This is a genomic window from Vibrio sp. JPW-9-11-11 (assembly GCF_013369335.1).
In the GTDB taxonomy this organism is placed as follows: Bacteria; Pseudomonadota; Gammaproteobacteria; order Enterobacterales; family Vibrionaceae; genus Vibrio.
The window spans coordinates 264,523-279,602 of sequence record NZ_SZQJ01000007.1 but is presented as its reverse complement, the minus strand read 5'-3'; the positions used below and the strand labels follow the sequence as shown (position 1 = coordinate 279,602).

At 46.4% G+C, this 15,080-nt stretch carries 11 protein-coding genes and 3 rRNA genes; 9 read left to right on the top strand and 5 right to left on the bottom strand.

Going from position 1 to position 15,080, the window contains the following annotated elements:
* From FCU94_RS11500 to rrf (FCU94_RS11490), 3 genes are all read left to right on the top strand, one after another.
* Nucleotides 1-514 (top strand): 23S ribosomal RNA (locus tag FCU94_RS11500); the annotation flags it as partial.
* A 91-nt stretch (nucleotides 515-605) separates the two neighbouring features.
* A 5S ribosomal RNA gene (gene rrf, locus FCU94_RS11495) occupies nucleotides 606-721 on the top strand.
* Between the two features lie 225 nt (nucleotides 722-946).
* Nucleotides 947-1,062 (top strand): 5S ribosomal RNA (rrf, locus tag FCU94_RS11490).
* Between the two features lie 308 nt (nucleotides 1,063-1,370).
* Here rrf (FCU94_RS11490) and FCU94_RS11485 read toward each other — a convergent pair.
* The 5 genes from FCU94_RS11485 to leuA form a co-directional block, all read right to left on the bottom strand.
* A complete protein-coding gene (locus tag FCU94_RS11485; RefSeq protein WP_217906418.1) occupies nucleotides 1,371-2,156 on the bottom strand; it encodes a DUF547 domain-containing protein in 786 nt (261 codons plus the stop codon).
* Nucleotides 2,157-2,272: 116 nt separating this feature from the next.
* A complete protein-coding gene (gene leuD, locus FCU94_RS11480; RefSeq protein WP_176288675.1) occupies nucleotides 2,273-2,875 on the bottom strand; it encodes a 3-isopropylmalate dehydratase small subunit in 603 nt (200 codons plus the stop codon).
* 10 nt (nucleotides 2,876-2,885) lie between these two features.
* Nucleotides 2,886-4,286 carry a 3-isopropylmalate dehydratase large subunit gene (gene leuC, locus FCU94_RS11475; RefSeq protein ID WP_176288674.1) on the bottom strand — a complete coding sequence of 467 codons (1,401 nt, stop codon included), beginning with the start codon at nucleotides 4,284-4,286 and terminating at the stop codon, nucleotides 2,886-2,888.
* A gap of 70 nt (nucleotides 4,287-4,356) precedes the next feature.
* Entirely contained in the window at nucleotides 4,357-5,448 is a 1,092-nt protein-coding gene (gene leuB / locus FCU94_RS11470) for a 3-isopropylmalate dehydrogenase (protein WP_176288673.1), read from the bottom strand.
* A gap of 56 nt (nucleotides 5,449-5,504) precedes the next feature.
* On the bottom strand, nucleotides 5,505-7,052 hold the full coding sequence (gene leuA / locus FCU94_RS11465) for a 2-isopropylmalate synthase (protein WP_176288672.1): 1,548 nt from the start codon (nucleotides 7,050-7,052) through the stop codon (nucleotides 5,505-5,507).
* Nucleotides 7,053-7,506: 454 nt separating this feature from the next.
* On the opposite strand from leuA, the gene FCU94_RS11460 reads away from it, so the two are divergent.
* From FCU94_RS11460 to ilvN, 6 genes are all read left to right on the top strand, one after another.
* The gene (locus FCU94_RS11460) at nucleotides 7,507-8,034 is read left to right on the top strand and encodes a phosphatase PAP2 family protein (protein ID WP_176288671.1); all 528 of its coding nucleotides are present in this window, start codon (nucleotides 7,507-7,509) and stop codon (nucleotides 8,032-8,034) included.
* A 3-nt stretch (nucleotides 8,035-8,037) separates the two neighbouring features.
* Nucleotides 8,038-9,084 (top strand): MJ1255/VC2487 family glycosyltransferase, encoded by a 1,047-nt coding sequence (locus FCU94_RS11455; protein WP_176288670.1) that lies wholly within the window; start codon nucleotides 8,038-8,040, stop codon nucleotides 9,082-9,084.
* 386 nt (nucleotides 9,085-9,470) lie between these two features.
* Nucleotides 9,471-10,430 (top strand): transcriptional regulator LeuO, encoded by a 960-nt coding sequence (leuO, locus tag FCU94_RS11450; protein ID WP_176288669.1) that lies wholly within the window; start codon nucleotides 9,471-9,473, stop codon nucleotides 10,428-10,430.
* 166 nt (nucleotides 10,431-10,596) lie between these two features.
* A complete protein-coding gene (locus tag FCU94_RS11445; RefSeq protein ID WP_176288668.1) occupies nucleotides 10,597-12,405 on the top strand; it encodes an AMP-dependent synthetase/ligase in 1,809 nt (602 codons plus the stop codon).
* Between the two features lie 439 nt (nucleotides 12,406-12,844).
* Nucleotides 12,845-14,569, top strand: coding sequence for an acetolactate synthase 3 large subunit (locus FCU94_RS11440; protein WP_176288684.1), 1,725 nt, complete (start codon nucleotides 12,845-12,847; stop codon nucleotides 14,567-14,569).
* Between the two features lies 1 nt (nucleotide 14,570).
* Complete coding sequence (gene ilvN / locus FCU94_RS11435; protein ID WP_038174270.1) at nucleotides 14,571-15,065, top strand: acetolactate synthase small subunit; 495 nt, start codon at nucleotides 14,571-14,573, stop codon at nucleotides 15,063-15,065.
* Nucleotides 15,066-15,080 lie beyond the last annotated feature (15 nt).

Here is a 15,080-nt window from a genome sequence, read left to right as displayed (position 1 = left end):
GATCCGGTGGTTCTGTATGGAAGGGCCATCGCTCAACGGATAAAAGGTACTCCGGGGATAACAGGCTGATACCGCCCAAGAGTTCATATCGACGGCGGTGTTTGGCACCTCGATGTCGGCTCATCACATCCTGGGGCTGAAGTCGGTCCCAAGGGTATGGCTGTTCGCCATTTAAAGTGGTACGCGAGCTGGGTTTAGAACGTCGTGAGACAGTTCGGTCCCTATCTGCCGTGGGCGTTGGAAGATTGAAGGGGGCTGCTCCTAGTACGAGAGGACCGGAGTGGACGAACCTCTGGTGTTCGGGTTGTGTCGCCAGACGCATTGCCCGGTAGCTAAGTTCGGAATCGATAAGCGCTGAAAGCATCTAAGCGCGAAGCGAGCCCTGAGATGAGTCTTCCCTGACTCCTTGAGAGTCCTAAAGGGTTGTTCGAGACTAGAACGTTGATAGGCAGGGTGTGTAAGCGTTGTGAGGCGTTGAGCTAACCTGTACTAATTGCCCGTGAGGCTTAACCATACAACACCCAAAGGGTTTTGATGGACTCAAAGCAAGAACAGATTTGAATGTGTAGAGAACACAATAACAGCTTTCCGAATTAAAGAATTTGCTTGGCGACCATAGCGATTTGGACCCACCTGATTCCATGCCGAACTCAGAAGTGAAACGAATTAGCGCCGATGGTAGTGTGGGGCTTCCCCATGTGAGAGTAGGACATCGCCAGGCTTTAGAGATGATTTTTCCCTTCTTCAAAAGGTGAAGACAAGGGTTGTTCGAGACTAGAACGTTGATAGGCCTTTTGTGTAAGCGTTGTGAGGCGTTGAGCTAACCTGTACTAATTGCCCGTGAGGCTTAACCATACAACACCCAAAGGGTTTTGATGGACTCAAAGCAAGAACAGATTTGAATGTGTAGAGAACACAATAACAGCTTTCCGAATTAAAGAATTTGCTTGGCGACCATAGCGATTTGGACCCACCTGATTCCATGCCGAACTCAGAAGTGAAACGAATTAGCGCCGATGGTAGTGTGGGGTTTCCCCATGTGAGAGTAGGACATCGCCAGGCTCTAATTTTGACTTTGTCTACGATGTAGACAAGTCACCATAAATCTTTAAGTTTTCTTAGAGTTTTATGTTGACTTACTGAGTCAATCGCGTATTATACGCGTCCTGCCTAAGTGCTAAGGCACTGAAAGCAAAGCTCTTTAACAATATAAACCTATCAATCTGTGTGGGCACTCGTTGATGATAATCCAAATAGTTTCTTCGGAAACAATTTAGGTTTCAATGAACTGAGTGACCAATCAAGTCGAAAGACTTGGCACAGTCAATTCACAGTCCTCTATTCGAAAGAATAGGGAATGTAATCAGTATTCATTGAGCCGACAAAATCTTAAATTGAAGAGTTTGATCATGGCTCAGATTGAACGCTGGCGGCAGGCCTAACACATGCAAGTCGAGCGGAAACGAGAACTCTTGTTGAGAACCAAAATCCGCGCGGAACCAATCGTAAATCGAGGAGAGTTGGGTAGTGTCGCCTTTGACTAAAACCCCCTTATCACTATTGATGAACTGTTTGGCCGCTCGATCCAATAACTGTTCGCTATTTTCAGCGGTGAAGGCCTGACTCTGTAGGTTAGGACAACCTAAGCTTGCACAGTTAACCGCATAGTGAGTGCGTGGATCGTTCCAGATCGGGCGCAGAATTCGATGTTCAATATCATTCAGGCTTAGCGCTTTGCCGGCAACTTTGATCACTTCTTCTCCCCAGGGCCCGAAACTAAATAGACCACCTAATTTGGTGATCGACTTGACCGGATAGGCATCAATAATCAACTCCACCGTGATGGCGTTATAGAGATTAACCCAGTAAGCGTATTGTTCATCGAGTGGGTAATCTCTTGGGTCGATAGTCGCAAGAGTGGAAATATATTGATTAAGTTGTTGCTTATCATGTGTTGAGATATCGCCGTATTTAACCAAGGTATAGTCGCCATTTGTCACCAAGTAGTTATCTAAGAATGACTGCCACGCTTGGTGTGAAATGCTGGCTTGGTTGTTTTGGTTTGCTTGTTGCCAAAAAGGCCATAACTCCGATTTAGGTGCAGAAAACGTATTAAAAGAGATCAGAGTAAGCAGCAAAGTCAATATACGTATCATGGGTTAAGTTCCTTGGTATAATTTTACCATTAGACCTAGTTTGCAGATTGTTTGTTTCAACGACAAACAAAAAAGGCTAGCCTGAGCTAACCTTTGTTCTATAGCGGAAGATTGAATTACTTGAGGAAGCTTGGAATCTTCGCTTCGTAACTCGAAATCTTATCCTCATGCTGAAGCGTTAGCCCAATGTTGTCTAAACCGTTAAGTAGACAGTGACGACGGAATTCATCAATTTCAAACGCGTATTCTTTACCATTTGCTCGAACGACGTTTGCTTCAAGGTCGACTTCGACTTGGGCACCTTCATTTGCCTCAACGAAGTGGAAGATTTCATCTACTTCTTGCTCTGTTAGGCGTACTGGAACCATTTGGTTGTTGATTGAGTTGCCGTAAAAGATATCTGCAAAACTCGGCGCGATCATTGCCTTGATTCCGTAATCTGCTAATGCCCAAGGTGCGTGTTCACGCGATGAACCACAACCAAAGTTTTCACGAGCGAGCAGAATAGAAGCGCCCTGGTAGCGTGGCGCATTCATCACAAACTCTGGGTTTGGTTGCTCACCAGCGTCGTCAAGAAAGCGCCAATCGTGGAATAGGTGTTTGCCAAAGCCTAGACGAGAAACCTTTTGTAGGAACTGCTTAGGAATAATGGCATCAGTATCAACGTTCGCTGCATCTAGAGGAACCACTAGTCCTGTATGTTGTTTAAAACCTGACATGTGTTTCTCCTTAATCCAAGTTACGAATGTCGACAAAGTGACCTGCTATCGCTGCGGCAGCGGCCATCGCTGGGCTAACTAGATGGGTGCGACCATCACGGCCCTGACGGCCTTCAAAGTTACGGTTTGAGGTGGATGCACAACGCTCATGTGGACCGAGGCGATCATTGTTCATTGCTAGACACATAGAGCAGCCAGGTAGGCGCCACTCAAAGCCTGCGTCTTTAAAGATAACATCCAAGCCTTCCGCTTCTGCTTGCGCCTTTACTTGTTCAGAGCCAGGAACAATGAGTGCTTGCACGTTGTCAGCGACTTTACGACCTTTCGCAACTTCAGCAGCAGCGCGCATATCTTCGATACGTGAATTGGTACATGAGCCAACAAAGACTTTATCGACTTTATAATCAGACAGTGCTTTACCCGCTTCTAGCCCCATATAAGCCAACGCTTTTTCTGCTGAGGCTTTCTCTACCGGATCGGTAAAGCTTTCTGGTGCCGGAATAGGTTGGTCGACCGCAATAACCTGACCTGGGTTTGTCCCCCAAGTGACTTGTGGTTTGATGTCTGCGGCATCAAGTGTTACGACTGCGTCAAACTCGGCGTCATCATCGGTTTTGAGTGTTTGCCAGTATTCTACTGCCGCATCGAAGTCTTCACCTTGTGGCGAGAACTTGCGTCCTTTGATGTAGTCGAATGTGGTTTGATCGGGGGCGATAAGGCCCGCTTTTGCGCCTAGTTCGATCGCCATGTTACATACTGTCATTCGACCTTCCATCGAAAGGTCGGTGATGGCTTCACCACAGAATTCAACGACATAACCCGTACCGCCCGCTGCCGTGGTTTTACCAATGATGGCTAGGACGATGTCTTTAGCCGTGATCCCCGGCGCGACTTTGCCCTTCACTTCGATTTTCATGGTTTTAGCACGAGCTTGTTTAAGCGTTTGAGTGGCTAGGACGTGCTCGACTTCTGACGTGCCGATACCAAATGCGAGTGAACCGAATGCCCCGTGAGTTGCGGTATGTGAGTCGCCACAAACAATCGTCATTCCAGGCAGAGTGATACCAAGCTCGGGTCCCATTACATGGACGATACCTTGGTATTTGTGATTGATATCGTAAAGGGTCACGCCAAATTCTTCACAGTTCTTGGACAGGGTTTCCATTTGGATACGCGCCATTTCACCTGAAGCGTTAATATCTTTTGTCGTTGTTGATACGTTGTGGTCCATCGTCGCGAACGTTTTACTCACTTGGCGTACCTTGCGGCCTTTCTCGCGTAGACCATCAAATGCCTGAGGAGAGGTCACTTCGTGCACCAAGTGGCGGTCGATGTATAAAATTGGGTTTTCACCCTCTGCGGCTACGGCGACGTGCGCGTCGTAGACTTTTTCATATAGTGTTTTGCCCATGATTACTGTCCTGTGTATGGCTGCAGGCAACGGCTTACCTGCAGCTCATCATTATTATAAAAGAGTGTTACTACGAATTTAGAATGTACTCAGCGATCTTATCGCCCATTTCTGAAGTCGATAGAGCGGGTTTGTCACCAGACAGGTCACCAGTCAGTTCGCCCGCTGATAGCGCTTTAGAGACCGCGCTTTCGATGTCTTGGGCGGCAGTTTCTTCACCTAAGCTGTAGCGAAGCATTAATGCAGCCGAAAGAATCTGAGCGACTGGATTCGCGATGTTTTTACCCGCAATATCTGGTGCACTGCCGCCTGCAGGCTCGTAAAGGCCAAACTTACTCTCGTTGAGAGATGCGGAAGGTAACATCCCCATAGAACCGGTAATCATGGCACACTCGTCTGAGATAATGTCGCCGAAGATGTTCGAACACAGCATGACGTCAAATTGTGATGGGTCTTTGATTAGCTGCATGGTTGCGTTGTCGATGTACATGTGTGACAGCTCTACATCTGGGTAGTCTTTTGCTATCTCTTCAACGACTTCACGCCACAGGATAGAGCTTTGCAGTACGTTGGCTTTATCAATGGAGCATACTTTCTTGTTGCGTAGACGAGCTGATTCAAAAGCGATTTTCGCAATACGTTCGATTTCAAAACGGTGGTAAACCTCAGTATCGAACGCTTTTTCGTTAGCCCCTTCACCTTCACGACCTTTTGGTTGGCCGAAGTAGATACCGCCAGTTAGCTCGCGCACGACGACAATATCAAAACCTCGTTCAGAGATATCTGCGCGTAGCGGAGAGAAGGCTTCTAGCCCTTGGTGGATTTGCGCTGGGCGTAAGTTACAAAATAGCTGGAAGTGTTTACGTAGCGGTAGTAGCGCGCCGCGCTCAGGTTGGTCGTTGGGGGGAAGGTGCTCCCACTTAGGGCCGCCAACAGAACCAAACAGAACCGCATCCGACTGTTCACACGCTTTTACTGTGTTGTCTGGTAGCGGGCAGCCATGGTTGTCGATAGCGATACCGCCAACGTCATGTGCTTCGCGAACAAACTCTAGAGCGTGTTTTTTCTCGATGGCGTCAAGGACTTTATTCGCTTGCGCCATGACTTCTGGGCCAATACCGTCGCCAGCAAGGACGGCAATTTTGTATGATTTGTCTGTCATGTTATTCCTTTAAATTGTAATACGCTCCAGAGTACTCACGTCCCTGGAGTCTCTTGTTATACTGTAGCGATCTTTTTTTGTTTGATTTCAGCGATTTTGTCAGCGCGGTGGATGCTGTTGATCACATGCAATAACGCTTGGCCCGACGCTTCGACGATGTCAGTGGAGACGCCAGTACCGTGGTATTTGCGTCCTTTGTAGTTGGCAATGATATCGGCTTGACCTAAGCCATCTTCGCCTTCGCCTTTGGCGGTTAAGTCAAACTTATCTAGAACAATATCATAACCCGTGACGCGATAGATACATTGATAAAGGGCATCAACGGGGCCATTCCCCACAGCAGCTTCACTGGTTTCTTTATCACCGCACTGTAGCTTGATGCTAGTGGTCGCCATCACGCTACCAGATTGAACACTGAGATAATTTAATTTATAGAAGTCATCTTCTTCGCGTAAGTTCGAGAAATGCATCAAAGCTTCTAGATCATAATCGAACACTTGGCCTTTTCGGTCGGCAAGCTTCAAGAAGTCTTCATACAGTGCGTCTAGGTTATACTCTTCCTCTTTGTAGCCCATGGCGTCCATATGGCTTTTCACGGCCGCACGACCACTTCGACTGGTTAAGTTCAACGCTTGGTTCTTAAGGCCGATAGACTCTGGCGTCATAATTTCGTAGGTATTTTTGTTCTTCAACATGCCATCTTGGTGAATACCTGACGAGTGGCTAAAGGCGTTGGCGCCGACAATGGCTTTGTTGCTTTGAATGGGCATATTGCAAAGTTGGCTAACCAGCTTACTGGTGCGATGAATTTCGTCATGTTTCAAGCCTGTATGAACACCTAAAAACTCCTGACGTGTCTTGATGATCATCGCAATCTCTTCTAGTGAACAGTTGCCTGCTCGCTCACCGATACCGTTGATGGTTCCTTCAATCTGGCGAGCCCCCGCTTGTACTGCGGCGATAGAGTTTGCCACCGACATACCCAAATCATCATGACAATGAACAGAAATAATCGCTTTATCAATATTGGGTACACGGTTGAACAAGGTTTGAATAATGCCACCAAACTCATTGGGAACTGTGTAGCCCACCGTATCAGGAATGTTAATTGTGCTTGCTCCCGCATCGATGGCGGCTTCGACCATGCGACATAAATTGTCGATAGGAGTACGCCCGGCATCTTCGCATGAGAATTCGACATCATCCGTGTATTGGCGTGCATGTTTAACGGCTTTAACCCCCATTTCAACGACGTCATCGTAGCTGCGACGCAGTTTATCTTGCACATGAACAGTGGAGGTAGAAATAAAGGTATGAATTCGGAACTGGTCTGCGACTTTTAACGCTTCTGCTGCCGCATCGATGTCTTTGGCAACGGCTCGCGAAAGCGCACAGATACGGCTGTTCTTGACGTGTTTGGCGATGGTTTGAACCGATTCAAAATCACCCGGCGATGAAACAGGAAAGCCTGCTTCTATTACATCAACGCCGAGCCTTTCAAGCGCATAGGCAATTTGCAGTTTCTCTTTAACCGTCAAACTTGCTGACAACGCTTGTTCGCCATCACGTAACGTGGTGTCGAAAATAATGACTTGATCGTTCATGTTTGCTTCCTTAGTGATTCGGTGTTTATTGCACCGGTTAATCGTTTACTTCCATTACTTAGCAATAAAAGCTAGGTATAAAAAAACCCGCATCTCAGTGCGGGTTTAGTGTCAATCTGTGTGGTTATTTTTCTTCCACAGCCTACCCGCGCGAATTGGTCACGATAAGGAGGAGGCTCAGCAGGAGAGAAAAACGCTTAATCATTGTTAACGGTTCCTTTATGGGCGTTAAATTATCCACATCTTTAAGTTAACAAATTAGTACCGCACTCGACTGGTTACGTCAACCCTAAAGTTGTTTTTTTATTCAAGTCGCCGTGTTTGTTCGATGATATCTGCAAAATATCCTTTTATGTTGAGATTTCGTGTCATCGAAATCGCGTGAAACCGTCACTGATCTGTCACTGAGACTAAGTAGATTGTGCTTAAGCCCATCGAGATGAAGGAGTGACAAATGCGCTCAATAGAACCGATAGCTAAGTTTGATCTGGCATTTTCTCTTTTTTGTTTAACACATAAGTTTGCACAGCCTATTTCTAGGTTAAGTAAGTCAATCTCTCATACCGGTGATGGTCACCTTTATGTACTACTCGGATTGGTGGCGTACTTTCTTGGTGAGAGTGAGGGAAAGCACTTTGTCGCCGCAGCATTATTGGCGTTCGTGATTGAACTCCCCGTTTATTGGCTATGCAAAAATCTGTTTAAACGCCGTCGACCTCAAGAGTTATCGGAATTGGTGACCTCTTATATTACTCCGTCAGATCGCTACAGTTTGCCTTCGGGTCATACAGCTGCTGCGTTTTTGATGGCAACGATGATCAGTCACTTCTATCCCGAAATGTCTTGGTTTGTCTTGGCTTGGGCAAGCTTGATTGGCGCAGCACGGGTTCTTTTAGGCGTGCACTTTCTTACCGATGTGTTGTTGGGCGCTTTACTTGGATTGGGTTGTGCGCAGTTGGCGTTTATTTTGCTCGGAGGCTAGGTGATGAAGATTTTGTATGGCGTGCAAGGAACCGGAAATGGCCACATTGCGCGAGCACGAGCGATGGCCCATGAACTGGCTCAGCAAGGATTTAACGTTGATTATCTCTTTACTGGCCGAGAGCCTAGTAAGTACTTTTCAATGGAGCCGTTTGGAGCGTTCACCACTCGACGCGGATTAACGTTTGTTACTGAGAAAGGTCAAGTTAATTACCTAAAAACGGCGGTTAACAACAACCTGTGGCAGTTTGGGCAAGACGTCAACCAACTTGAACTGCACCATTACGATTTGGTGTTGAATGACTTTGAACCTGTTTCCGCTTGGGCGGCAAAGCGGCGAGGCGTGCCTTCGATAAGCATTAGTCATCAAAATGCGTTCCGCTATTCGGTGCCGCTTAAAGGGGCAAGCTGGATAGACAAGCAGGTTGTGCGTCACTTTGCGCCGACGCAGCATCATATTGGTTTGCACTGGTATCATTTTGACCAACCTATTTTGCCCCCCATCGTATCAACGCCGCAAACTCAAGGCGGCGAAGAGGCGACTATTTTAGTCTATCTGCCGTTCGAACATCTGGATGATATTACCGATTTATTGCTTAGATTTACCACTCAGCGATTTGTCTGCTTTCATCCCGAAGTTATTGAGGCGATGAGCATCGACAATATCGAATTTTTGCCCCTCAGTGTCGACCATTTTCATCACCATCTCGTGCGCTGCAGTGGAGTTATTGCCAATGGGGGATTTGAGCTGCCGTCGGAAGCGCTCACTTTAGGTAAAAAACTGCTGCTCAAGCCGCTAAGTGGGCAGTTTGAGCAAATAAGCAATGTGGCGACCCTAGAAAACCTCGGATTGGCAACGTGTATGGATTACCTTGATGCCTCGATTGTTCGCTGCTGGTTAGATGAAGCCAGCGCTGAGAGTGTCAATTATCCCAATGTCGCTGCAGCCATTGTTGAGTGGATCAAGCAAGGGAATTGGCACGATAAAACCCGTTTGTGCCGTGAGTTATGGGAGCAAGTAGACTTTCCGAGCTATGCTACGCACGTTTAGGGTGCAGGCACATAAGTACGATGGAAATGCCATTCATTGATCGTGCTTTTGATTTTTGCGCTAATTCATCACACTTATTCATGATTGCAACTTAATATCTGCAGCACGAAATAATAACAAATTATTATATAAATCTATAAAACCACCCACTTTATATTTTTTTATCTAATGATTAACTCTTTGTATTTTAGAGGTAAATTAAACGTACAGGTAAAAAATACTGATTAATTGTCAATCTTATTGCTATGCGCCAAATGATTCGTAGATAGTAATGATTCGTCACGACGTATCCAACACATAAATACAACGGATAGGCGATAGGTGTTCTATTCCAAACCGTTGTCGATGACCAAATCTTACGATTAAGAATTAATGAGGCTTTGCCGATGATTGACAAAAAAGAGTCTATGAGTGCTATTGCTAGCTACCGTATGGAAAGCACTCTACGTGGAGTAGATCTCAACCTACTAACCGTGTTCGATGCTGTGATGCAAGAGCAAAATATTACACGTGCAGCGCACAATTTGGGCATGTCTCAACCGGCGGTGAGCAATGCTGTGGCTCGACTAAAAGTGATGTTTAATGATGAGCTATTTATGCGTCAGGGGCGTGGCATTCAGCCAACCCAACGAGCACGTCAACTCTTTGGTCCGATTCGTCAAGCGCTACAATTGATTCGTAACGAACTGCCAAGTTCGGTTTTCTCGCCAGAGACATCAACTCGTCTGTTTAAATTGGCGATTTGCAGTCCATGCGACATGCGATTTGCACCTAAAATCATGACCACTATCCATGATTCCGCTCCAAACGTTCAGTTACACCTCGACGCTGAGTTCGACCGCCAATTGGCAGAGAGAATGCGCTATCAAGAGATCGATTTTGTGATTGATTATGCCCGTTTTGATGAGCAAGGCTTCTCCAGCACAGAAATCTTTCAGGACGAGTTGGTGGTGGTTGTGTCTAAGTCTCACCCGAGAATCCAAGGTACTGTCGATGCACAAACCTTGCACAATGAACGCCATGCTAAGTTGTCAAAAGTGCATGGTCAACGCAGTTTCTCTGAGCAAGCGTATCGCGATTTGGATGTGCAGGCCTACTATGAGGGCACTAGCTTAAGTAATGTCTTATATGTCGTTGGCCAGTCTGAGTTGGTGACCATTGCTCCGCGTTGGATGGTGGAAAACGCGGCCAACAAAGAGCAGCTACAAGTACTCGATTTTCCTTTCGCCGACGGCAACATCAGTGGTTTCCTTAGCTGGCATGAATCAAGCGAGAAAGATAAAGGTCATATATGGCTGCGCGATCAACTGATGATGATTTGTGGTGAGGTTGTCGCGTTTAAATAGTTTCGCTAATCCAAGCGGTAAATACAGGCCTTGAATGGTATGCGCCATTCAAGGTTTTTTACTATTTATATTGATAACTTTGACGCCCATCAGTTGCCTTTTCTAACTTGAAATGTACACTTGTGCGCTGATTAAAGCTTACAGGTGTAAGCTAAAGGTAGTAAAAATGGCCAACCTAGATTTTCATATCGTAAAACGAATTCGAGACCAGATTGCACAAGGCAGCGACCGCATTGCACTTAAGCATAAAGTGGGCAATATGTGGAACGGCATTAGCTGGAAGCAGTTTGGTCAGCAAGTAGATGCATTATCGCTTGCGCTACTGGCTCAAGGGATTCGAGTCCAAGATAAAGTTGGGATCTTTTCCAACAACATGCCGCAATGGACAGTGGCAGATTTCGCAGCGCTGCAATTGCGCGCGGTCACTGTTCCTATTTACCCAACCAATACCGCTGCTCAGTCTGCCTACATACTGCAGAACGCCGATGTACGTGTATTGTTTGTGGGGGAACAAGCCCAGTTTGATGCGGCAGTGTCTGTCTTTGACCAATGTGAACAACTAGAGTTGGTCGTGGCGATGTCAGAAGATGTGGACATCGGTGATCATTGCTTTGCCGTTCATTGGCAGTCGTTTATTGCGCAATCCAATCGAGCGCACCAGCAAGAGTTAGACTCTCGGCTTGAGCAAGCCAATTTTGACGATCTGTTAACGCTTATCTATACCTCAGGTACCACAGGTCAACCTAAGGGCGTCATGTTGGATTACGCCAATATTGGCGCTCAACTTGAAGGACATGATCAGCGCTTAAGCTTATCACACGATGATGTGTCACTCTGTTTCTTACCGTTGTCGCACGTTTTCGAGCGTGCTTGGACCTTTTACGTTCTGTATAAAGGGGCGACTAACTGCTACCTACAAGATACGATGCAAGTGCGAGACGCGCTGAGTGAAGTGCGTCCTACTGTCATGTGCGCGGTTCCCCGTTTTTACGAGAAGATCTTCTCTGCGATCCACGAAAAAGTGGCCAAAGCGCCATTTATTCGCAAAGTGTTATTTACTTGGGCTGTCAACATGGGCGCGAAGATGGCGCTATGCCACCAAGAAAGTCGCAAACCTTCACTACTGTTGAACAAGTCGTACGCCTTAGCTGACAAGTTAGTGCTGTTAAAGCTACGTGCTCTGCTGGGGGGCAATATCAATTTTATGCCGTGTGGTGGTGCCAAACTCGACGAGACTATTGGCCGCTTTTTCCATGCTATCGGTATTAACGTTAAGTTAGGGTACGGGATGACGGAAACCACCGCGACCGTCTCTTGTTGGGATGACAAGTGCTTCAATCCGGATTCAATCGGTATGTCGATGCCCGGCGCTCAAGTAAAAATTGGCGATGACAATGAGATCTTGGTGCGTGGACCTATGGTGATGCGTGGCTACTACAAGATGCCTGACGAGACCGCCAAGACGTTTGATGAGCATGGTTTTCTCAAGACGGGTGATGCTGGCCATATTGATGAGAATGGCAACTTGTTTATTACCGACCGTATTAAAGAGTTGATGAAAACATCGGGTGGCAAATACATCGCGCCGCAAATGATTGAAGGTGCGATTGGTAAAGATCACTTTATTGAACAGATCGCTGTCATTGCCGATACGAGAAAGTTTGTCTCTGCGTTGATCGTTCCTTGTTTCGACTCACTAGAAGAGTACGCCAAGGAATTGAACATTAAGTATCATGATCGTGTGGAGTTGGTGAAACATCATCAGATTGTTGAAATGCTGGAAAAACGTGTCAACGACCTGCAGCAAGAGCTGGCTAAGTTTGAACAAGTGAAAAAGTTTAAGTTACTGCCTAAAGCTTTCTCTATGGATGATGGTGAGCTAACGCCAACTCAGAAATTGCGTCGTAAAGTCATTAATGACAAATATCAGGATGAAATCGAAGAAATGTACACAGATAAGGTCGATAAAAACTAGTTTATTGCCGTGTTAATTTTCTGAGTGAACAAAAATCCCCCAGCACGCCATTTCGGTGGCTGGGGGATTTTTTTGTCACTTAAGTTGGCGAACATACCGCACAGTTACCCCGCTTTACTGTGACTGTTATATAAAATAATTAAACGAAGTTTCCCCAAATGTTAGTGCAAAATACTAGTTTACTGGCAATGGCCCACTGTATTTTGTTATGGAGTGCTTTTTTCTAGAGCAAAGTATAATTTGCGACTCAAATCGCATTAGACCCCTTGATAATAAAGCGTTACATTTGTTGCGTAACCTTGCTTTATGTTACCTGTGAGCAAGGCATAGCCGAAAAAGTGGAAGTATTTCGAATTAGGCTACGAATAAGACCTAGACTATGAAAAACCAACCCATTGTGTTGACCTCACGCAGTGGTCGATTGGTTAAGGAGAATAATATGGCAGCAATGTTGTCCGGTGCAGAGATGGTCGTGCAATCTCTGATCGAAGAAGGCGTGGAACAGATTTTTGGTTATCCCGGTGGTTCTGTTCTCGATATTTACGATGCTCTGCACGCGAAAGATGATCAAATTAAGCATGTACTGGTTCGTCATGAGCAAGCCGCAACGCATATGGCGGATGGCTACGCACGTGCAACCGGTAATCCCGGCGTTGTACTCGTGTGTTCTGGCCCAGGTGCAACCAATACAATTACCGGTATTGCAACGGCTTATATGGACTCGATTCCCATGATTGTTATCTCTGGCAACGTGCCGAATAACATGATTGGCAACGACGCGTTCCAAGAATGTGACATTGTTGGCGTGTCTCGTCCGGTCGTGAAGCATAGCTTTCTAGTCAAGAAGGCAGAAGATATTCCAGAAACGGTCAAAAAAGCCTTTTACATTGCGACCACTGGCCGCCCTGGCCCGGTATTGATCGACCTGCCGAAAGATGTCATGAATCCTTTGGTTAAGTTGCCTTATGAATACCCAACGTCTCTTTCTATGCGCTCTTACAAGCCGACCACCACAGGTCATAAAGGCCAGATTAAAAAAGGTCTCAAAGCACTTCTTGAAGCGAAAAAACCCGTGCTTTATGTTGGTGGTGGTGCTGTCATTTCAGAGGCTGAACAACCTCTTATCAAATTGGCTGAAGCGCTTAACCTTCCCGTTGTAAGTACCTTAATGGGATTGGGCGCCTTTCCCGGCACTCATAAAAACTCATTAGGTATGTTGGGGATGCATGGTCTGTATGAAGCGAATATGGCGATGCATAAAGCCGACCTAATATTTGGTGTTGGGGTGCGCTTTGACGACCGTACCACCAATAACCTCGAGAAGTACTGTCCAGATGCCAAAGTGATGCATATCGATATCGATCCTTCCTCGATCTCGAAGAATGTTAAAGCGGACCTACCTATCGTTGGCTCGGCAGATAAAGTGTTACATAGCATGGTGAGCTTGCTTGAAGAGCAGGGCAGTACGAATGATCAACAGGCGTTGAACTGCTGGTGGGATGAGATCCAAGCTTGGCGCGATCGCCAGTGCCTTTCTTATGAGACTTCCCCTGAGCGAATTAAGCCCCAGCAAGTGATTGAAACGCTGCACAAATTGACCAATGGCGATGCCTATGTTGCATCAGATGTAGGCCAGCACCAAATGTTTGCTGCTCTCTACTACCCCTTTAACAAACCGCGTCGCTGGATTAACTCCGGTGGTTTGGGCACTATGGGATTCGGGCTGCCAGCGGGTATGGGGGTCAAGTTTGCTAAACCTGATGAAGAAGTGGTCGTCGTCACTGGGGATGGCAGTATTCAAATGAATATCCAAGAGCTTTCGACGGCGCTGCAGTATGATATTCCCGTGAAGATTATTAACCTAAATAACCGATTCCTCGGCATGGTAAAACAGTGGCAAGACATTATTTATCAGGGCCGACATTCAAACTCATACATGAGTTCTGTTCCCGATTTTGCTGCCATCGCAGAAGCGTATGGTCATGTCGGTATTCGCATTGAAACGCCGGATCAGCTCGAAGCGGGTCTAAAGCAAGCGCTCGAGATGAAAGATCGTCTCGTATTTGTCGATATCAGTGTGGATGAAACCGAGCATGTTTACCCGATGCAAATTAAAGGCGAGGGTATGGATAAAATGTGGCTAAGCAAAACGGAGAGAACCTAATATGAGACACATTATTTCATTGTTGTTAGAGAACCAACCGGGCGCGTTGTCACGCGTGGTTGGGCTGTTTTCTCAGCGTGCATACAATATTGAATCATTAACGGTGTCACCCACTGATGATGAAACCTTATCTCGACTTAATATCACCACCATCTCTGATGATATGGAGCTAGAGCAGATCCAGAAACAGCTTAACAAGTTGATTGATGTCCTTAAGGTTCAAGAAGTCACAGAACTCGACCACATTGAGCGTGAGTTGATGATGGTCAAAGTGAAAGCGAGTGGGTTTTCTCGGGCAGAAGTGAAGCGCACCGCAGATATCTTCCGCGGTCAAATTGTTGATGTGACGGCTTCGCAATACACCGTTCAGATGGCTGGTACCAGTGAAAAACTTGATGCATTTATCCAAGCCATTTCAGAGGTCACCGAGGTGATTGAAGTCGCGCGCAGTGGGGTGGTAGGCATCGCTCGTGGAGAGCGCGCACTAAAACCTTAAACGACGAAAATAGTG

Bases quoted from the DNA above. Each gene is read 5' to 3' on its own strand.
- FCU94_RS11485 (WP_217906418.1), bottom strand. From the start codon at position 2,156: ATGATACGTATATTGACTTTGCTGCTTACTCTGATCTCTTTTAATACG.
- leuC (WP_176288674.1), bottom strand. From the start codon at position 4,286: ATGGGCAAAACACTATATGAAAAAGTCTACGACGCGCACGTCGCCGTA.
- leuO (WP_176288669.1), top strand. From the start codon at position 9,471: ATGATTGACAAAAAAGAGTCTATGAGTGCTATTGCTAGCTACCGTATG.
- ilvN (WP_038174270.1), top strand. From the start codon at position 14,571: ATGAGACACATTATTTCATTGTTGTTAGAGAACCAACCGGGCGCGTTG.
- FCU94_RS11440 (WP_176288684.1), top strand. From the start codon at position 12,845: ATGGCAGCAATGTTGTCCGGTGCAGAGATGGTCGTGCAATCTCTGATC.
- FCU94_RS11460 (WP_176288671.1), top strand. From the start codon at position 7,507: ATGCGCTCAATAGAACCGATAGCTAAGTTTGATCTGGCATTTTCTCTT.
- leuD (WP_176288675.1), bottom strand. From the start codon at position 2,875: ATGTCAGGTTTTAAACAACATACAGGACTAGTGGTTCCTCTAGATGCA.
- FCU94_RS11445 (WP_176288668.1), top strand. From the start codon at position 10,597: ATGGCCAACCTAGATTTTCATATCGTAAAACGAATTCGAGACCAGATT.
- FCU94_RS11455 (WP_176288670.1), top strand. From the start codon at position 8,038: ATGAAGATTTTGTATGGCGTGCAAGGAACCGGAAATGGCCACATTGCG.
- leuB (WP_176288673.1), bottom strand. From the start codon at position 5,448: ATGACAGACAAATCATACAAAATTGCCGTCCTTGCTGGCGACGGTATT.
- leuA (WP_176288672.1), bottom strand. From the start codon at position 7,052: ATGAACGATCAAGTCATTATTTTCGACACCACGTTACGTGATGGCGAA.